This is a genomic window from Chryseobacterium sp. FR054, assembly GCF_056844565.1.
Genome location: NZ_JBXDSA010000002.1, coordinates 620407 through 638075 on the forward strand (window position 1 = coordinate 620407; position 17669 = coordinate 638075).

Consider the following 17669-nt stretch of genomic DNA (forward strand, 5'->3'; position numbering starts at 1 on the left):
ATCAAATAGCCGGGTTTTTCTGTTAAAAAGTTGTAGTGAAAGATTAAAATTGATCAGCTTGATTAAAAAAATCTGCTCAATCTGCCGGATCCGCAAAAGAAGATACTTTTAGTAGCAATTGTTCCCTGATTTTAAACAGATTCTTAATATAAAAAAATCAACACAATTTAAAGTTAAGAATAGCTCTAAATAAAAGAAATCTCAATTTTTTAAGGCTGTATCACATTTCATCTCCGATGAAATCCTTACGCCTTTTTAAAACATTCAAAAAATAAAAAATAGCGTCTCAGCGCTTATCCAACTACGGAAAAACCTGAATTAACTAAGAAAAGCAGCTATGGAAACAAAAATATCCAGACTATCCGCTACAAAAAAAGCCCTTGAGGTAATCCGCGAACTGGAAACAAAATATGGGGCATTAATGTTTTATCAGGCAGGAGGATGCTGTGAAGGAACTCAGCCGCAGTGTTTTGAAAAAGGAGGATTCTTTCCCAGAATGAATGATGCCATGATAGGAACGGTCAACGGTCATGAATTCTGGATAGACCGGGACCTCTTTGAATACTGGAAATATTCCCATTTTACCCTTGATGTAACCGATGGGTTCGGTCCGGGAGGATTTTCACTGGAAACCCCTCTAGGTAAGACTTTTAAAGTACATTACCAGCTGTTCACTCCGGAAGAATACGGAAATCTGGAGCCGGTAAAGCGCAGCGAATAAGCAATGATTAATCTGTGGCTGAAAGATCAGGTCTTCACAAACCGGTTTACAAACATGGCTGCAACCACATCTCCCACAGCATTAAGAACCGTAGCCAAAGGATCTACCAGCGTTCCTATGATCATCACGGCAGGAATAGCTTCCTGGGGCAGCTTATACACCGAAATCATCAGCATTTCCCCGATGTACCCTCCGTTCGGAATACCACCGGCTACAATACTTACAAATACAGTGATCCCCAAAGCCAGCAGAAGATTGGCAGGATCAAAGAAATCTTTCCCGATAATCAGAAAAGCAACATAGATCTTGATGATTGAAGACATCGAAGAGCCGTTCTTATGAAGCGTGGTTCCGATCGGAATCACAAGATTCGCAATAGAGTTAGGAATACCGATCTTAGAGGCTGCCTGAAGGTTGGCAGGCATCGTAGCAAAGCTGCTGCACGTACTTAAAGCCGTAAGGGTAGGGTAAGCGGCATTGCTCCAGAACCCTTTGATACCTCTCTGCCCGTCTGCCATAAATGCATATAACGTAAAAAACAAAAAGAAATAAACAATTCCGGCTATATAGTACAAGCCCAAAGGTTTTGCATAAAATCCGAAAAGCTGAGGTCCTAATGTCGCAACCTGATACGCAAAATAAGCGCCCAGACCTATGGGAGCAAGCTTCATAATCAACAGAAGAAGTTCTTTCATCACTTCATATCCCGAAGCTATAAATACCCTGAAAGGCTCTCCCTTTTCACCTGCTTTCCGGGCAGAAAACCCTGTAAGAAAAGCAAAAATAAGAAGTGCCAGCATATTCTGTCTGGAAAAAAGTGCCGTGAATTCGCCCACTGTGAAAAAGCCTACAATCCGGTCCCCCCACGTATCGGTATTCGCTGCTTCTGTTATGGTTTCACTGCTTCCGGAAACCCCCGAGACAGGAAAAAGATACACCGCGCAGATGGTGAAAACAGCTGCTGTAAGAATAAAGAACAGAAACGTTAAAGACATGGTGAGAATAATTTTCCCAAACTTAGACTGCTGCTCCAGGGAAGCAATAGAGTTCGATACGGCAAAAAATACCAGAGGAACCACACTCACAAAAAGAAGATTGAGAAAGATATCTCCCAGCGGCTTAATATATTCCACAACACCGGGTGCTGTAATCCCTATAATGCTGCCAACCGTAATTCCTAAAAGTAAAAGTATAATTCCTGAGTAGTTTTTCAAGACCTCTTTCATGCAGTACTTTTTATCAAAGATAGGCTTATTTTTAACATTCTGTTATACAATTTTCAGAGGCAAATTTCATAAATTTGAGTAAATATCGTTTCTATGGCTTATATAGATTACTATAAAATTCTGGGCGTAGATAAAAGCGCAACACAGGATGACATTAAAAAGGCTTACCGTAAACTGGCGAGAAAACTGCATCCTGACCTTAATCCCGATGACAAAGAGGCCGAAAGAAAATTCAAGGAACTGAACGAAGCCAATGAAGTGCTCAGCAATCCTGAAAACCGTGCCAAATACGACAAATACGGCGAAAACTGGAAACATGGGGAAGAATATGAAAAGGCCCGGCAGCAGCAGCAAAGGCAGTATCAGCAGCAGAATTATGGAGGAGGAGGATTTTCCGGTGCTGATTTCGGCGAAGGCGAAGATTTTTCCGATTTCTTCCAGAATATGTTTGGCGGAAACAGCAGCGGAGGCTTTGGAAGAAGCTCACGCGGAAGTGCTTCCGGAAAATTCAAAGGACAGGATGTTCACGCAGAACTGAATTTAAATTTACGGGATGCCGCCCAAACCCATCCGCAAACCTTTGAAATCAATGGTAAAAAAGTAAGGATTACGATTCCTGCGGGAGTATATGACGGGCAGCAGATCAAGCTGAAAGGCCACGGAAATCCGGGATTTAACGGCGGCCCCCACGGTGATCTCTATATCACATTCAATATTCCGGCAGATCCTGATTTTGAAAGAACAGGCGACGATCTGAAAACCAAAGTAGCCATTGATCTGTACACAGCTGTTTTAGGAGGCGACGTAAAAGTGAATACCCTCAGTGGAAGTGTCAGCCTTAAAGTAAAACCGGAAACCCAGAACGGAATGACCGTAAGATTAAAAGGCAAAGGCTTTCCCGTATACAAAAAAGAAGGGCAGTATGGAGACCTGTTCGTAACTTACGAAGTAAAGCTGCCGGTAAACCTTACTGAGAAGCAGAAAGAACTTTTTGAACAACTTAAAAATTCCTAAGCCATGAGTGAAAGAATATCCCGAGAAGAACTCGTAAGAATATACAATATAGAGATCACTTTTTTTGATGAACTCGTAGATTACGGATTATTAAGCATACACATTGAAGACAATATAAGCTATCTGATGTATGAAGATCTTCCTGATCTGGAAAAATTTGTCAACTGGCACTACGACCTCGAAATCAATCTGCCGGGAATGGAAGTCATCCATCATATGCTGAAAAAACTGGATACCCTGAAACGCAGGAACCGGGAACTGATGAATAAGCTTGCCGCCATCAGTGATCAATACGGGGAAGAAGAGTAGAAAATTAGAGTTGTCTTCTGAATTTTAAATGGTTTCAATTTTATAAGAGCGACAAAAGACAGAAAACTTTTTAATACTTTTAATAAGTTAACATGCCAACCATATAAAAGCACACGCCGGTCTTTAAAAATCTACGATTACCATTTACCAAAGCATAAAACTGCTCGATCTGCATAATCAGCCTTTACTTTGTATTCAGGTAAAAAGAAATAACTTTATTCAATAGAGGCGGACTTTAGTGGAAATTAAAATGTAAAAGTTCTCCCGGATTCAAATGCTGCACTGGAGTTAAAATAATTTCCGCATTCAGACTATTTCGTTTAGCTTTGCAGAATAGAGCAATGAATCGTTATGAATGAAGAAAAGATTATTATTTTAAAGCCTAAAAGACAGGATTTTGAAGAAATATACTTCAGCGGGAACCAGGGAAGCCTGTTATTTTCACCTACTACAAAGAGTAAAACCATTTTTACCATAGCTTCAGCAGTGATTCTGGGGGCCGCTTTTCTTTTAAAAGATCAGTTCAGTAAAGAAAATCAGGGGATTTTATATTTTCTGAGTTTTATTTTTCTGTTGTGTGCGGTTTTCCTGTCGGTAAGCATCAACAAGGTTTCAAGATGGAAAAAACAGGTAAATACATACCTTAATGTACTTGAAAGCTGCAACGTATACGAAATCAGGTTTGATCAGAATTTTTTTGTGGTAGCCATTGATGATGAAAAAGAATCCAGCGAATGGAAAGACTTTGATTATTTTGAAAACAATGACCGTTTCATTTCCCTCGAAGGCAAATACAGCTATATGTTTCCCAGGAAATCTATGAGCGAAAAAGATTACAGTCTCCTTAAAAAAACGCTTAAAGAACAGATCAAAGCATAAAAAAATCAGAGCATATTTCCGCTCTGATTTTTTATGTATGGGGAATTTTGAAAATCAGTATTTTCTTAATTCATTCTTTTATTATTCCAGCCATCCCATCTCTTTCATCCACTCATCATTGTAGATCTTTCCTACATATCTTGAACCGTGGTCGTGAAGAAGTACAACAATAACATCGTCTTTGGTGAACTGGTCTTTCATCTGGATTAGAGAAGCAATCGCACTTCCGGCAGAATACCCGCAGAAAATTCCTTCTTCTTTTGCCAGTTTTCTCGCATAGATGGCACCGTCCTTATCCGTTACTTTTTCGAAATGATCAATAACGGACATATCATAGTTCTCGGGAATAATATCTTCCCCGATCCCTTCCGTAATATAAGTATAGGCATGGTCGTAGTGAAGCTCTCCTGTTTCATGGAATTCTTTAAGGATAGATCCGTAAGTATCCACACCAATCACTTTAATATCAGGATTTTTCTCCTTGAAGAAAGTTCCGCACCCGGTAATGGTACCTCCTGTTCCGGCTCCTGCTACAAAATGCGTCAGTTTACCTTCTGTCTGTTCCCAGATTTCAGGAGCGGTAGATTCATAGTGAGCCGCTCTGTTGGATAAATTATCATATTGGTTCACGTACCATCCGTTTTCCGTCTCCTTAGCCAGTCTTTTGGAAACCGAATAATAAGAACGCGGATCGGTAGGTTTTACATCAGTAGGGCACACAATTACTTCTGCTCCTACCGCGCGGAGAATATCACATTTTTCTTTGGACTGCTTGGAGTTGGTTACAAAAATACATTTGTAGCCTTTGATGATCGCAGCAAGAGCCAGCCCCATTCCTGTATTTCCGGAAGTTCCTTCAATGATGGTTCCGCCCGGCTTTAATCTGCCGTCTTTTTCGGCATCCTCAATCATTTTCAGAGCCATTCTGTCCTTTACAGAATTTCCCGGATTGAAGGTTTCAACTTTTGCCAGAACTAAAGCCGGAAAATCTTCACCTAAAACTTTATTAAGCTGTACAAGAGGAGTATTTCCGATCGTTTCAAGAATATTTTTTGCGTATTTCATAAATGGTTTATAAGCGGTTGCAAAGATAAGGCTTTAAAAATTAGCCGTGCAATTTAGAATAAATGAATTATTAAAAGCGAATCGTTAATTGGATAGTAATTTATTAAGTGCCCGACGGGCCGGGAATTACCATTGCCTCTTCACTCTTAGTTATATTTGATCACTTTCACCGGAGAGATCTTACTGATCAGGTAGCTTGGAATGATCAGAGCCAGTCCGGAAATAAGAAGTATTCCCAGTGAAATAGAAATGATAGCAATAGGATTAAGATCTACCGGAACTGTGCTTACGTAATAGTTTTCAGGATTAAGCTTAATGATGCCGAAGAATTTCTGGATCAGAATAAGACCGAGACCGATGGCATTTCCGTACAGGAGTCCTGGGATCATAATGATCAGGGTATAATTGATGAAAGTAGCTCTGATCTGGGCATTGCTGGCACCCAGTGTTTTCAGAAGCCCGATAGAATTGGTCCTTTCAATAATCAGGATCAGGAGAACCATAATGATATTGATAACTACCACCACCAGCATGATGATGATGATCAGGGCAATATTCGTGTCAAATATGCTGATCCAGTCGTTGATCTGAGGGTATTTTTCAGTTGCTTTTTCTGCATAATTCTTATAGCCGATAAATTTTTCAACCTCAGGGAAATCTTTATCAATATCGTTGACATTTTTCAGGAAAATATCAATTCCGCCCACTTCATCAGGTTTCATTTCCTGGATTCTCCTTACATGATTGATTCCGCCGATAACGAACTGGTCGTCAATCATTTTAATATCGGTTTTGTAGATGCCGGTAATTCTGAATTTGCGGTAGATAGGCTTCTGGTCGGCTTTTGAAAATACAGTTACAATACTGTCGTTAACTTTAAGGTGAAGGTCATTCGCTACTTTTTGAGATATGGTAACATCATTATTGAAGCCCTTTTCCGTTACCGTCGGTGTAGTTCCGGCAACCAGGAATTTTTTAAATCTCAGGCTGTCGAAATCCTTACCGATGCCTTTAAAGATGATCCCGGCAAAGCTGTGTTCATTCCGCATAATTCCGGTAACCGTAGCATATTTCTGAACACTTTCCACATCAGGAAGCTCTCTGATCTTTTGAATATTTAATCCTTGGTTATCTAAAATAGACGTGTTATACGATGAATTGGACCTCGTAGAGCGCAGGGTAATATGACCGCTGAAATCTGCCAGTCTCTCTTTAATGGCTTTCTTTGAACCGAAGCCGGTAGCTACGGTGATTAAAGAAACAATGATTCCCAAAGCCACAGAAAGCCTGCCGATGAAGATGATAACCCTTGAAAGGTTATTTTTGTTATCTTTGGAAAACGCTATTTTTCTAGAGAAATATAAAGGAAATTTCAAGCTTATGAATTTAGATTTCAAAATTAAAAATTTACTTCTGATTTGCCTAATTTTTTTAGGAGTATTCAACCAATATTATTCTCAGACCCAAGATCAAACGGATTTTAAAACCGGGGCCGATCAGCCTGAGGTTTACCTGCCGCTACTGAAAAATAAAACCGTAGGTGTGGTGACTAACCAGACCGGACTGATGAGTGACAGAACCCATGTTGTAGATTTTCTGGTGAAAAATAACATAAAAATCAAAACAATTTTTGCTCCGGAACATGGTTTCCGGGGAGATGCGGATGCCGGGGAGAAAGTGAAAAACGGAGTGGATGTAAAAACCGGAATCCCGATTGTTTCCTTATACGGAAACAATAAAAAGCCCAAGCCGGAACAGCTGAAAGGAATTGATATCGTTGTGTTTGATATACAGGATGTAGGGGTAAGGTTTTATACGTACATTTCTACGTTATCTTATCTGATGGAAGCCGGAGCTGAAAACAACGTTGAAATCATGGTGCTGGACCGCCCTAATCCACATGACGGTTATACAGACGGGCCTGTTTTAAGGAAAAAATGGTCAAGCTTTATAGGAATGCATGAAGTACCGGTAGTATATGGGCTCACAATAGGAGAGTACGGCAAAATGGTGAATGGTGAAAACTGGCTCAAAAACGGCATTCAGGCAAAATATACCCTGATCCCAATGAAAAATTATCATAAAAAACAGCGTTATCCTGTTTCAGATAAGCCTTCTCCCAACCTTCCGAACGATAAATCAATCAACCTGTACCCAAGTTTATGTTTTTTTGAAGGTACTCAGGTTTCTGCAGGAAGAGGAACAGATCTGCCGTTCCAGGTTTACGGATCACCGTGGACACCGGGGCTGCCTTATCAGTTTACTCCAAAACCTAATTTCGGAGCAAAGGATCCTTTCCTGAACGGAAAATTATGCTACGGTGAAAACCTTTCAGACTACCCGGAAGATCTTAGAGAACTGAATCTCGAATGGCTTATGAAAGCCTATAAAAACTATAAAAATCCACAGCAAGGCTTCTTTCTCGAAAACCTGTTTTTCGATAAACTGGCAGGCACAGATGAATTCAGGAAACAGATTATAGCCGGAAAATCAATTCAGGAAATCAAAGCTTCGTGGAAAAATGATCTGGAAAAATTTGAGAAGATCCGTAGCAGATACGTGGTATACCAGGATTAAGAAGTTAAGAGCCTGGGAGCCGGAAGAAGAAGTCCTTGAAACTTTCCTCTTTCTGCTCCCGGCTTTAAGCCTGTCCCGGCAGGTGTTTGTTAATTAATCAAAATTCTGTGGAGGTTTGCTGTCGTTCTTTCCTTTATTCAGGATAAAAAGACCAACAGATAATCCTATAACTCCGGCAAAAGCCGTCATCAGGGCTCTTTCCATTTTGTCAGGCTGGGTATTACCCAGATAATTCATTAAAAAAAGGATCACAAAAGTAATCACTGAAATAATAATATGATTTTTTCCGAACAGTTTCATGAAGATTATTTTATCTGGTAAGAAATCATGATCCCGCCTCTGTACGGAATAATTTCACCACTTTTATTATATTTTTGGGCCATATCATAGCGTTTGCCGCTTACACGGTCATATCCTTTATAGAAATCCTGGGCAGTTCCTATACCGGCGTAAATATCCATATTCCAGCGGTCGGACAGCTGAAACTGATATCCCCCTGTGACACCGAGTATCAGGGAATATCCTTTTTGATACATATTGGATTTAATGAAAGTTTCTCCTCTTTCATTACCGTACAGGTCGTTGTTCCAGTAATTCCATTTCTGCAGGGTAAATGCCGATGCAGCAATGTTGGCACCTATGTACCAATGGTTGAAAGCCTGATTAAAATAATATCTTCCCTCTACTGAAACCGAATAGTATTGCAGTTCATGCCCTGCAAATGATTTCCAGGGAGAGACAAGAACATCTGCCTGAAGTGTATATTTTTCGCTCAGCTGTTTTTCGGCAGCAACATTAATAACGCCAATCGGGGCAAGAAGGGCATTGCCTTTCAGATACAATTTTTTTTCCTGTTTCAGTTCCTGCTCCTGCTCCTGGGCTGTAAGTGTTCCTACAGACAGGACCGCAAAAAATCCTGCGAAAAATTTTCGTTTCATCATTAATTTTATTTTAGTTGATTTAGTAATTCATCGGCAAGGTTAGAGTCTTTTTGTGTCTGAACGGCTATATTCTTAGACATGGTAGCATAAGTTTTCGCCAATTGCTTATTCCCGGTCAGAGAATAAAGTTTGGCAAGAATATACGTGTTTTCAGAGGTTTCGCCCCGCATTACAGATTTTTCAGCCCATTCTGTGGCCTTCTTTAATGATGACGGCGTTTTTATATGATCGCTGAAGACCCATGCAGCCCTTAAAAGCTCATTAGGATCGAAAGCGTCAGAGTTTTTGTAATAGTCCAGTGCTGCTTTTTCAAATTCAGGGTAGTTGCCATGCTGCTCATAATAGCTTAGCTTGGTCTGGTTAAGCTTAGACTGTGCCAGCTCTTTTCCTACCAGCGGCTCTGCTGATTTCATAAAAAATTCCTCGTTGATCTTTTTATTTTTATCATCAATGGACTGTGCAAGGATTTTTGAAAGCTTCAGCTGACTGTCGAATTCTTTATAGGTATCTTCGGGAAGATATTTTACAATATCGGCTTTTCTTGATGAAAATGTTTTATAATTGCTGTCCTCCGTAGATTTCAGGAAATACAGCAGTAAACCTATTTCCTCTTTGGAAAGCTCTTCTGTTGCTTTCTTATTTTCAAAATATCTTTCAGAAGCTTTTTTGGCAAAATCATAATCCGAACTGGAGTTCAGCTTCATAATATTGATCAGAAATGAAGGATCTTTTTCACCTTTGGCAAAACGTTCTTTTAAAGATCCTTTTTTATTGGAAGGGGAATTAATGTCCTGGGCCATAGCTACGAAAAGTCCTTCTTCCATATAGCCGGAATTCTGGGACACCAGTTCTCCTTCTCCGTTTAGGAAAAGGTAAGTGGGGTAGGAACGTACTCCGAACTTGGCGGCAATTTCCCTGCCTTCCCCTTTTTCCATATCGAATCTGGCATTCACGAAATTGGCGTTATAATACGCTCCGACCGCTTTCTGGGTGAAAACATTCTTCTCCATCATTTTGCAGGGACCGCACCAGGAAGCATAAGCATCTATAAAGACCAGTTTTTTCTCTTTCTTGGCCCTGGCTATAAGATCCTTAAACGGTAATTCCTGAAACTGGATGGCTTCCTGAGCCATAATCATGACAGAACAAAAAGCAAATATTCCGGAGATCAGTTTCTTCATTTTCAAATAAAATTTACAGGCGAAGATAGGTAATTTCCAAAATATAGGTAACGAAATTGAGAGATCATGACTCTATATTAACTATTTTTAAGACTATTGTTTCTGCTTTTTAATGAAAAACAGATATCAAGCCTGTTTTATTATATTAATGTGTAATCGGAATTTATTTTTTTCCGTCCCGATAAGGGATATTGTCCGGGATTTTGTGCTGTTGAACGGAAATTTGATGCTCCTGAAATTTTGTTTTGAAATTATATTTATTTTTGCGGTGTTGTTTTATCGAGTGGAAACCTTAAAGACCTGATATGCTTTACCTGTCCGGAGTTTTTTTAGCTTTTTTCCTGGCTTTTCTTTTGGTAACCAAAAGAGAGAAGAGTATAGCGGATTTCATTCTTTCGGCATGGCTTTCTGCAATCGGGCTTAACCTTACAGGGCATTATCTTCTGCTTATGAAGCAGTACACAGAATATCCTACTCTTGTTTTTCTTGGTTTCACGCTACCTTTGGTATACGGTCCCTTTCTATATCTTTATATTCAGAAGCAGACTTCGGCCCAACGGTTTTCTTTGAAATACCTGCTCCATTTTGTTCCTTTTCTGTTGTGTAACCTGTTGTTTTTGCCTTTTTATGCAGCTCCTTTCAGTGAGAAGGTAAATATCTTCCAACACCAGGGAAGAGGCTTTGAAACTGAAATGTTTCTCAGGGTTTATTCCATCTATATTTCCGGAATCGTGTATGTGATTCTTTCCTTTTGGAGATTGTACAGGTTCAGGAAAAATATGGTTCAGCAGTTCTCCAATACGGAAAAGATCAATTTCAACTGGCTGCTTTATCTTATCATATGGATTGCTCTTATCTGGGGACTGGTTCTTTTCGTTAATACAAATATTATCTATGGGGCGATCGCTGTATTTATTGTATGGCTGGGATATTTTGGAATAAAACAGGTTCAGGTTTTCAATCAGCCTGTATTGGTCTTTACGGGAAATACTGCGGCAGAATTTCCGGTTACAGAAGAAGCGGAAGCAGCATCTCCTGAAAAGAAATACCGGAAATCAGGGCTTACAGATGAAAATACTGAAGAAATACATACAAGGCTGATGAATCTCCTGCATGAAGAAAAGCCGTTCATCAATCCGAATCTTACCCTTAATGAGCTGGCGGGAATGCTGAATGTACATCCCAACAGCCTTTCTCAGGTGATCAATTCCAAAGAAAATAAGAACTTTTATGAACTGATCAACGAAAAAAGAATTGAAGAATTCCTGACCAGGATCTTCCAGCCTGAAAGCAGGCAGTATACCTTACTTTCCATTGCATTTGAATGTGGTTTCAATTCCAAAACATCTTTCAACCGTAATTTCAAAAAATACACAGGCGTTACGCCAAGTGAATATCAGAAAAGCTGATTCCGGAGGTTTCATCTTTCAGGGAATAGGTTTCATCTTTCATATCTTTCATATAATCAGTTGATTGTATTTTCAGATTTTGATGTTCCAACTTTCCTGATGGGGCGAATCGTTGGGGGGGAATAATGAATCTTTGCATCATAATTTTTAACCCCAAAAGTATGACAGCTTTTAGAAAAAGAAAGATTCTCACCGGAACTTTTACCATTCTTATCTTATTATTTTCCTGTACAGACGGAAAAACCATTGATGAACCCGGCAATCTGGTACCTAAAACAGTCGATCAGGACGCTTCTCTTCCTTCCATAACACTAAACGGAGCCATGCTTCATGCCGAGGCTTTCGGTCCGGAGAACGGAACCATTATCGTGGCGCTTCACGGAGGTCCGGGAGGGGATTACCGTTATCTTCTCAATTGTAAAGATCTTGCTGAAAAAGGATACCGGGTGGTGTTTTATGACCAGCGCGGTTCCGGGCTCTCACAACGTTTCCCGAAAAAATCTTATACCTCTTTAGGAGCAGCAGCTGCCGATCTGATGTATGATGAACTGCATGCTGTAATCGCCCATTACCGAAAAAGTCCAACCCAGAAGGTCGTATTGCTGGGACATTCGTGGGGAGCAATGCTGGCTTCCGGATATGCCGGAAAGTATCCTCAGAATATTCAGGCACTGGTTCTTTGTGAGCCCGGCGGACTGCGATGGGATGATGTGGAAGAATATGTAAAAAAATCCCGGTCATTTAAGCTTTGGAGTGAGATCCTTAATGATGCCGCCTATCTGGATCAGTTTATTTCCGGTAAAGAAGACCAGCATGAGATCCTGGATTACAAAATGTCCATGCTTTCCTCAAAAAACAGCATTACCGGCGAAGGGGATTTTGATCCGGGTATAAGCTGGAGAAGCGGAGCCGTAATCATGGATGCCCTTTTTGACTGCGGCGACCAATACAAAATTGATTTTTCAAAAGGTCTGCAGAATTATAACGGGCCTGTTTTATTCTTTTACAGCGACAGAAATAAAGCCTATCCCGATTCATGGGCACAGAAAATTACTGCAGGCTACAATCATGTAACCCGGGTAAAAATAACCGGAGTGGGACATGACGGGATCATCAGCAATTCCAATGCATGGAACAACCAGACGAAACCGGAAATCACTACCCTTATCGGAGGACTTTAAATATAAAAACATGAAAAGATATAATATATCAGCATTATTGGTAATTCTGACAGCTTTTTCTGTGAAATCACAGACACTCAACTGGTCTGCCCTGAAGACCAAAGAGAAACATATCCTGAATGCAAATATCGGAGCCGAATACGGGGTGATTTTCGGATTAGGTTATGGCTATCACCTCAATACTGAATTATTTCCCGTGGTTATCGGAACTGAACTTTCTGTTCCGTCCGGAGATCAGTTGTTTGATGATTTTAAAACCAAAGCGGGAGCCAATATCCGATGGCTGAAAATAAAAGACTTCCAGCTATCCGCAAAAGTACAGGGCGTTTTCCGGAGATTTGAAAATGAAAATGCGGGCATTGCCAATTTCGGGCTGGATATGGCAGGAGCAATCGGTTATTACAGACCCCGGTGGTTTGTTGGCGGAGAGGCAGGGTTTGATAAAGCCATAGTGACCCACTTCAAACATTCCGAACATTATAAGGAAATATATCCTGAAGTAAAAAACGGATGGTATGAACCGTCTACGGGAGGAAATTTTTATTATGGGATTCAGGGTGGGTATTCTTTCAGAAATCAGGAGATCTGGTTACGGGGAGGAAGTATTGTTTCCCAGGATTTTAAAACCAAACCTCAGCTTCCGTTTTTTGTGCAGATTGGATATACCTATAAATTATAAATCTTTTTTATCATTTTCACATAAAAGAACCGTCTTGATAAAGGCGGTTCTTTTATGTTCTCTATAAAAAAATCAACGATACTTTTAATTCACTTTATGGTCCTGAAATCTTTGTTATATTTTTGCAAACGAATTAATTATCTGTAAAAGAAAGATATGAAAAGGGAAAATTTCACCCGGATTTCTTTTAGAGAAAATAACAATGCAGAAGAAATTGAACATCAACTTTAAACAAGCGCTCTCTCAAAAATCTGTTTACATCGCGGTATTGTCGGCCTGTCTTATTGCAGTGACGGCCTTTGGCGTTCTCAGTTTTCTGATCACCCGGGACAGCCGCAAAAATACCGAAGATTTTGCCAGAAAAACCTTTGTCCGGAAATATGAATCCATAGAAAACGAATTCAGAAACATTGAAGATTCCCAATACCTGCTTCGTGCCCTGATCCAGAGAGACGGGCTGAAAAATTACAGGGATTATTCCTCCGTTCTCAATGATCTGAACAAGAAAAGAAACCTGCTGCCATACAGTTGGTACTACTATGACAACAGCAGTACGGGAAAGCCTGAAACCAACAGTCCTTTAACTGATATTTTCAGAAAAACCACACATACAGACCGTTCTATTGCCATAGAAAATAACAGACCGGGACATTTTAAAGACCTCCTGATCACCCGTAAGGACAGCCTGTACTGGATCAGTTATGACTCTCTGGCGCTGTCCGATAAAAACAGTTTGTATTACGGTTCTGCGGTAAGTCTGGATGATCTCCACCAGTATTTCATAAATGTAGATAAAAGTTCCAATACCTATGCCTATGTTTTTACCAAAGAGGGAATCTGTATTACCCATCCCGAAAAGAAATATCTGGGAAAAAATATTTTTGAATTTACAGATATCCAACCCAAAGATACTTTGTGCAGTACGGCAAAATCAGGATATACCCAGGGAACTGCTGCCTCAGAATATCTGGGAGTAGAGGTAACCCGGTTCATCAAACCTCTGAAGACCGATAATTTTGAAGGATATACCGTGGTAAATCATGTCAATTTTATCATCGATGAAAATATTTATAGGGTAAAAACCTATACCACTTCTATTTTCCTGGCTGCGCTGTTTCTTATTGTAACGGTTTTCATCCTGTTTCAGAGATCTGTCAGGATTGCCTATAAGGAAAAAGAAAAAATACAGTCTGAGAAGAACCTGTTGCTGATAGAGAATGAGAAAATGCACAAAGCGGAAGTTTTGAATCAGCTCCGTCAGCTGAAAAACAATATCAATCCGCATTTCCTTTTCAATTCACTCAATTCCCTGTATATGCTGATCGGGATCAATAAGGATAATGCACAGAAGTTCACCATGAATCTTTCCCGGATTTACAGGTATCTTATCGTACCTCCAAAGGAAAACAGGGTGCCTGTTGAACAGGAAATCATTTTTATCCGGCAGTATATGGAGCTTTTGAAAAGCAGGTTTGAAGAAGAACTTACCTTTGAAATCAAGATGAATGCTCCCGGAAGTCTGGAAAAAAAGATCCCGTATTTATCCCTTCAGATTGTAACGGAAAATGCTATAAAACATAATATTGCCACCATAGACCATCCTCTGGAAATCATCATTAGCGTGGAAGAAGAAGCGGTCATTATAAAGAATACCTGGCAGCCGAAAACAGAACCTGTGGAAGGAGAGAAGTTCGGAATTGACTATTTGACTCAAATTTATGATTATTTCAAAGTTAATTCTCTTAATATTTCAGTTGATGGTGAATATTTCGTATGTTTTTTGCCCTTAATGAAGTGAAAATAAAAATCCATTCACTCCCGAAAAACTGCCTTTCACTCCCTAACACTATATATAATATTGCTTTACCTTCTAGCTTTGCCGGCTAAATCTACTATTTGGAATGAATCGGACTATTTTAATGAAGAATTACAGACTGGCCCTGTACCTGGGATTTGCTTTGGCTTCGCCGGCAGTACTGGCACAGAAAAAAGATTCTGTAAAAACGGATAAAGAAAAAACGGAAAAAACCGATGTTTCTTCGAAGAAAACCAAGAAAATTGAAGACCTGATCAAAAAAGGAACTTTTAAAAAAGGACTTTTTAATACCATTCAGGTAAAAACAGATGTTTATTTTGAAATTCCCGACAGCCTGATGGGGCGGCAGTTCCTGGTGGTAAACAAGCTGTCCCAGGTACCGATGCAGGTGAATGAGGCCGGTCTGAATAAAGGAATGAATTATGAGAACAAAATCATCTCTTTCCACCGTGATACCGTAGCCAGAAAAGTATGGGTAAAAACCTCCGAAGCAAAAGTATCTTCTCCGAAAAATGATGCCATTACAAAATCGGTGAAAGATAACTTTTCAGAATCGATCATCGAGGTTTTTGATATTGAAGCCCAGAACAATGATTCTACGTCGGTAGCCATTAAAGTCAATAAGGTTTTCGACGGTAATCAGAAGAGCTTCAACGATGTTTTGGCGAATGTAGGACTGGGAGGATCAGTAAAATCAAGCCTTTCTTATATTGAAGGTGTAAAGACCTTTCCTCAGAACCTGGTCGTAAAATCCCAGCTGTCTACTTCTGTGAATGAAGGAGGAGTGGATCTGCCTGTAACGCTTGGCGTAACCACCAATCTTGTGCTGCTTTCAAAAAATCCTATGAAACCGAGAGTGTCAGATCCCAGAGTGGGGTTCTTCACGGAGAAACACTGGTCATTCAACGACGGTCAGCAGAAAATGGATGAAAAGTTCTTCATTACCAAATGGAATTTAGAACCTAAAGACGAAGATAAAGAGAAATATCTGAGAGGAGAGCTGGTAGAACCTAAGAAACCGATTGTTTACTACATCGATCCGGCTACTCCAAAACAATGGCGTGAAAAGATTATTGCGGGAGTTTACGACTGGCAGGCCGCATTTGAACAGGCCGGCTTTAAAAACGCGGTAATTGCCAGAATGCCCGACGAAAAAGATGAAGATTTCGATATTGATGATGTAAGATATTCCGTGATTACCTATGCAGCTTCTCCAAAAGCAAATGCTATGGGACCTTCTGTTGTTGACCCCAGAAGCGGTGAAATCATTGAAGCCGATATCATCTGGTGGCACAACGTAATGACTTCCCTTCACGACTGGATGAGAATTCAGACGGGACCCATCGATCCGAAGGCCAGAGGAAATAAATTCAGTGATGAACATATGGGAGAAGCCATCCGTTTTGTGTCTTCCCATGAGGTAGGCCATACTTTCGGACTGAAACACAATATGGGAGCTTCGTTTGCATTCCCTGTGGAATCGCTCCGATCCAAAGAATTTACCGATAAAATGGGGGGAACGGCTCCGTCTATTATGGATTATGCCCGTTACAATTACGTAGCACAGCCGGAAGATGGCGTTACAGCAATCACGCCAAAGATCGGGATCTATGATAAATATGCCATTGAATGGGGGTACCGTTGGTATCCGGATGAATTCTCAGAGAAAAAAGCATTGAGAAATCTGATTGAAAAGCATGAAGATGACCCAATGTACTTCTATGGAGAACAGCAAAGTTTCCTGGAAACCATCGATCCGCGCTCACAGTCCGAGGATCTTGGTGATGATGCGATGAAAGCCGGTGAATACGGAATGAAGAATTTAAAGGTAGTCGTTGATAACCTTTTAAAATGGACTTATGAAGACGGAAAAAGCTATACGGATGCCGGAAAGCTGTACCTGGGAGCCATCGGACAATGGGATCTGTATACCGGGCATGTGATGGCCAATGTAGGAGGAATTTACCTGAACAATACCGTTTTTGGCAATAAGAAAAAAGCTTACGAGGCGGTTCCTGCTGAAATTCAGAGAAGAGCGGTGGATTATCTGGTGAAAAATGCCATTAATCTTCCGGAATGGCTGTTCTTTAATCCGATCTCAGAGAAGACCTATCCTGTGAAGAATTCTCCGATGGGACCATTTGAGCAGACACCCTATACGTTGGCAAGAGGAATGCAGTATGCCAATATCTATTCCCTGTTTATGGATGACAGGCTGCTCAGGCTGCTGGAAAACGAATTAAAACATCAGGTTTCAGGTTCAAAAGAAGAGATTTATACCGTAGAAAACCTGTTCGACCAGGTGAGAAGTGCAGTTTTCAGTAAAAGAGGGAGCCTGACGATTCTTGAAAAAATGGCTCAGAAGAATTATGTGGATGCCCTGATCGTTTCGGTAAACAAACTATTTGAAAAAACAGCTGTAAAAACACTGAAACCGGATCATACCCTGAATATTCCGCTGATCTGCAACTACCATGAAGAAGATAACAACCTTAGGAATATTAATTATTCATCCATGAAAAGGGTATCTGAAGTTACCACTTACAAGAGAGCGGAACTGCAGAAAGTACTGGATCTGCTGAACAGGACCAGGTATAAAGGAGATGATGCTTCAAGAGCTCATTACACAGACTTAATTATTCGTATTGAAGAGGCCTTAAATAAATAATCG

The 17669-nt window shown here is 40.3% G+C and carries 16 protein-coding genes; 10 read left to right on the forward strand and 6 right to left on the reverse strand.

Features of this window, described 5'->3' with window-relative positions; all coding sequences use genetic code 11:
* Positions 1–337: 337 nt before the first annotated feature.
* A complete protein-coding gene (locus tag AC106S_RS10185) occupies positions 338–721 on the forward strand; it encodes a DUF779 domain-containing protein (RefSeq protein WP_482438960.1) in 384 nt (127 codons plus the stop codon).
* A 26-nt stretch (positions 722–747) separates the two neighbouring features.
* Here the strand turns inward: AC106S_RS10185 and AC106S_RS10190 are convergent, their stop codons facing one another.
* Positions 748–1947 carry a dicarboxylate/amino acid:cation symporter gene (locus AC106S_RS10190; RefSeq protein WP_482438961.1) on the reverse strand — a complete coding sequence of 400 codons (1200 nt, stop codon included), beginning with the start codon at positions 1945–1947 and terminating at the stop codon, positions 748–750.
* Positions 1948–2040: 93 nt separating this feature from the next.
* Here AC106S_RS10190 and AC106S_RS10195 point away from each other — a divergent pair, with 93 nt between their 5' ends.
* The 3 genes from AC106S_RS10195 to AC106S_RS10205 all read left to right on the forward strand — a co-directional run bounded on the left by AC106S_RS10195 (position 2041) and on the right by AC106S_RS10205 (position 4149).
* Positions 2041–2961 (forward strand): DnaJ C-terminal domain-containing protein, encoded by a 921-nt coding sequence (locus AC106S_RS10195; protein ID WP_482438962.1) that lies wholly within the window; start codon positions 2041–2043, stop codon positions 2959–2961.
* 3 nt (positions 2962–2964) lie between these two features.
* The gene (locus AC106S_RS10200) at positions 2965–3270 is read left to right on the forward strand and encodes a chaperone modulator CbpM (protein ID WP_482438963.1); all 306 of its coding nucleotides are present in this window, start codon (positions 2965–2967) and stop codon (positions 3268–3270) included.
* Between the two features lie 351 nt (positions 3271–3621).
* Positions 3622–4149, forward strand: coding sequence for a hypothetical protein (locus AC106S_RS10205; protein WP_482438964.1), 528 nt, complete (start codon positions 3622–3624; stop codon positions 4147–4149).
* Positions 4150–4230: 81 nt separating this feature from the next.
* Here the strand turns inward: AC106S_RS10205 and AC106S_RS10210 are convergent, their stop codons facing one another.
* Complete coding sequence (locus AC106S_RS10210; protein ID WP_482438965.1) at positions 4231–5214, reverse strand: PLP-dependent cysteine synthase family protein; 984 nt, start codon at positions 5212–5214, stop codon at positions 4231–4233.
* Between the two features lie 146 nt (positions 5215–5360).
* On the reverse strand, positions 5361–6590 hold the full coding sequence (locus tag AC106S_RS10215) for an ABC transporter permease (RefSeq protein WP_482438966.1): 1230 nt from the start codon (positions 6588–6590) through the stop codon (positions 5361–5363).
* A 4-nt stretch (positions 6591–6594) separates the two neighbouring features.
* Between AC106S_RS10215 and AC106S_RS10220 the strand changes: the two genes are divergently transcribed.
* Entirely contained in the window at positions 6595–7791 is a 1197-nt protein-coding gene (locus tag AC106S_RS10220) for an exo-beta-N-acetylmuramidase NamZ family protein (protein WP_482438967.1), read from the forward strand.
* Between the two features lie 93 nt (positions 7792–7884).
* Here the strand turns inward: AC106S_RS10220 and AC106S_RS10225 are convergent, their stop codons facing one another.
* From AC106S_RS10225 to AC106S_RS10235, 3 genes are read right to left on the reverse strand one after another with little or no spacing between them, the layout of a single operon-like run.
* Positions 7885–8091 (reverse strand): hypothetical protein, encoded by a 207-nt coding sequence (locus AC106S_RS10225; RefSeq protein ID WP_482438968.1) that lies wholly within the window; start codon positions 8089–8091, stop codon positions 7885–7887.
* Between the two features lie 5 nt (positions 8092–8096).
* On the reverse strand, positions 8097–8732 hold the full coding sequence (locus AC106S_RS10230; protein ID WP_482438969.1) for a DUF3575 domain-containing protein: 636 nt from the start codon (positions 8730–8732) through the stop codon (positions 8097–8099).
* 5 nt (positions 8733–8737) lie between these two features.
* Positions 8738–9913: a thioredoxin family protein gene (locus tag AC106S_RS10235; protein WP_482438970.1), complete on the reverse strand. Its 1176-nt coding sequence runs from the start codon at positions 9911–9913 to the stop codon at positions 8738–8740.
* Positions 9914–10218: 305 nt separating this feature from the next.
* Between AC106S_RS10235 and AC106S_RS10240 the strand changes: the two genes are divergently transcribed.
* From AC106S_RS10240 to AC106S_RS10260, 5 genes are all read left to right on the forward strand, one after another.
* The gene (locus AC106S_RS10240) at positions 10219–11322 is read left to right on the forward strand and encodes a helix-turn-helix domain-containing protein (protein WP_482438971.1); all 1104 of its coding nucleotides are present in this window, start codon (positions 10219–10221) and stop codon (positions 11320–11322) included.
* A 161-nt stretch (positions 11323–11483) separates the two neighbouring features.
* The gene (locus AC106S_RS10245) at positions 11484–12503 is read left to right on the forward strand and encodes an alpha/beta hydrolase (protein WP_482438972.1); all 1020 of its coding nucleotides are present in this window, start codon (positions 11484–11486) and stop codon (positions 12501–12503) included.
* A gap of 10 nt (positions 12504–12513) precedes the next feature.
* The gene (locus AC106S_RS10250) at positions 12514–13182 is read left to right on the forward strand and encodes a hypothetical protein (protein ID WP_482438973.1); all 669 of its coding nucleotides are present in this window, start codon (positions 12514–12516) and stop codon (positions 13180–13182) included.
* Positions 13183–13384: 202 nt separating this feature from the next.
* Positions 13385–14980 (forward strand): histidine kinase, encoded by a 1596-nt coding sequence (locus AC106S_RS10255; RefSeq protein ID WP_482438974.1) that lies wholly within the window; start codon positions 13385–13387, stop codon positions 14978–14980.
* A 103-nt stretch (positions 14981–15083) separates the two neighbouring features.
* Positions 15084–17666 (forward strand): zinc-dependent metalloprotease, encoded by a 2583-nt coding sequence (locus tag AC106S_RS10260; protein WP_482438975.1) that lies wholly within the window; start codon positions 15084–15086, stop codon positions 17664–17666.
* Positions 17667–17669 lie beyond the last annotated feature (3 nt).

Coding starts and splice junctions, on each gene's coding strand:
- AC106S_RS10185 (WP_482438960.1), top strand. CDS start 338: ATGGAAACAAAAATATCCAGACTATCCGCTACAAAAAAAGCCCTTGAG.
- AC106S_RS10190 (WP_482438961.1), bottom strand. CDS start 1,947: ATGAAAGAGGTCTTGAAAAACTACTCAGGAATTATACTTTTACTTTTA.
- AC106S_RS10195 (WP_482438962.1), top strand. CDS start 2,041: ATGGCTTATATAGATTACTATAAAATTCTGGGCGTAGATAAAAGCGCA.
- AC106S_RS10200 (WP_482438963.1), top strand. CDS start 2,965: ATGAGTGAAAGAATATCCCGAGAAGAACTCGTAAGAATATACAATATA.
- AC106S_RS10205 (WP_482438964.1), top strand. CDS start 3,622: ATGAATGAAGAAAAGATTATTATTTTAAAGCCTAAAAGACAGGATTTT.
- AC106S_RS10210 (WP_482438965.1), bottom strand. CDS start 5,214: ATGAAATACGCAAAAAATATTCTTGAAACGATCGGAAATACTCCTCTT.
- AC106S_RS10220 (WP_482438967.1), top strand. CDS start 6,595: ATGAATTTAGATTTCAAAATTAAAAATTTACTTCTGATTTGCCTAATT.
- AC106S_RS10225 (WP_482438968.1), bottom strand. CDS start 8,091: ATGAAACTGTTCGGAAAAAATCATATTATTATTTCAGTGATTACTTTT.
- AC106S_RS10230 (WP_482438969.1), bottom strand. CDS start 8,732: ATGATGAAACGAAAATTTTTCGCAGGATTTTTTGCGGTCCTGTCTGTA.
- AC106S_RS10235 (WP_482438970.1), bottom strand. CDS start 9,913: ATGAAGAAACTGATCTCCGGAATATTTGCTTTTTGTTCTGTCATGATT.
- AC106S_RS10240 (WP_482438971.1), top strand. CDS start 10,219: ATGCTTTACCTGTCCGGAGTTTTTTTAGCTTTTTTCCTGGCTTTTCTT.
- AC106S_RS10245 (WP_482438972.1), top strand. CDS start 11,484: ATGACAGCTTTTAGAAAAAGAAAGATTCTCACCGGAACTTTTACCATT.
- AC106S_RS10250 (WP_482438973.1), top strand. CDS start 12,514: ATGAAAAGATATAATATATCAGCATTATTGGTAATTCTGACAGCTTTT.
- AC106S_RS10255 (WP_482438974.1), top strand. CDS start 13,385: ATGCAGAAGAAATTGAACATCAACTTTAAACAAGCGCTCTCTCAAAAA.
- AC106S_RS10260 (WP_482438975.1), top strand. CDS start 15,084: ATGAATCGGACTATTTTAATGAAGAATTACAGACTGGCCCTGTACCTG.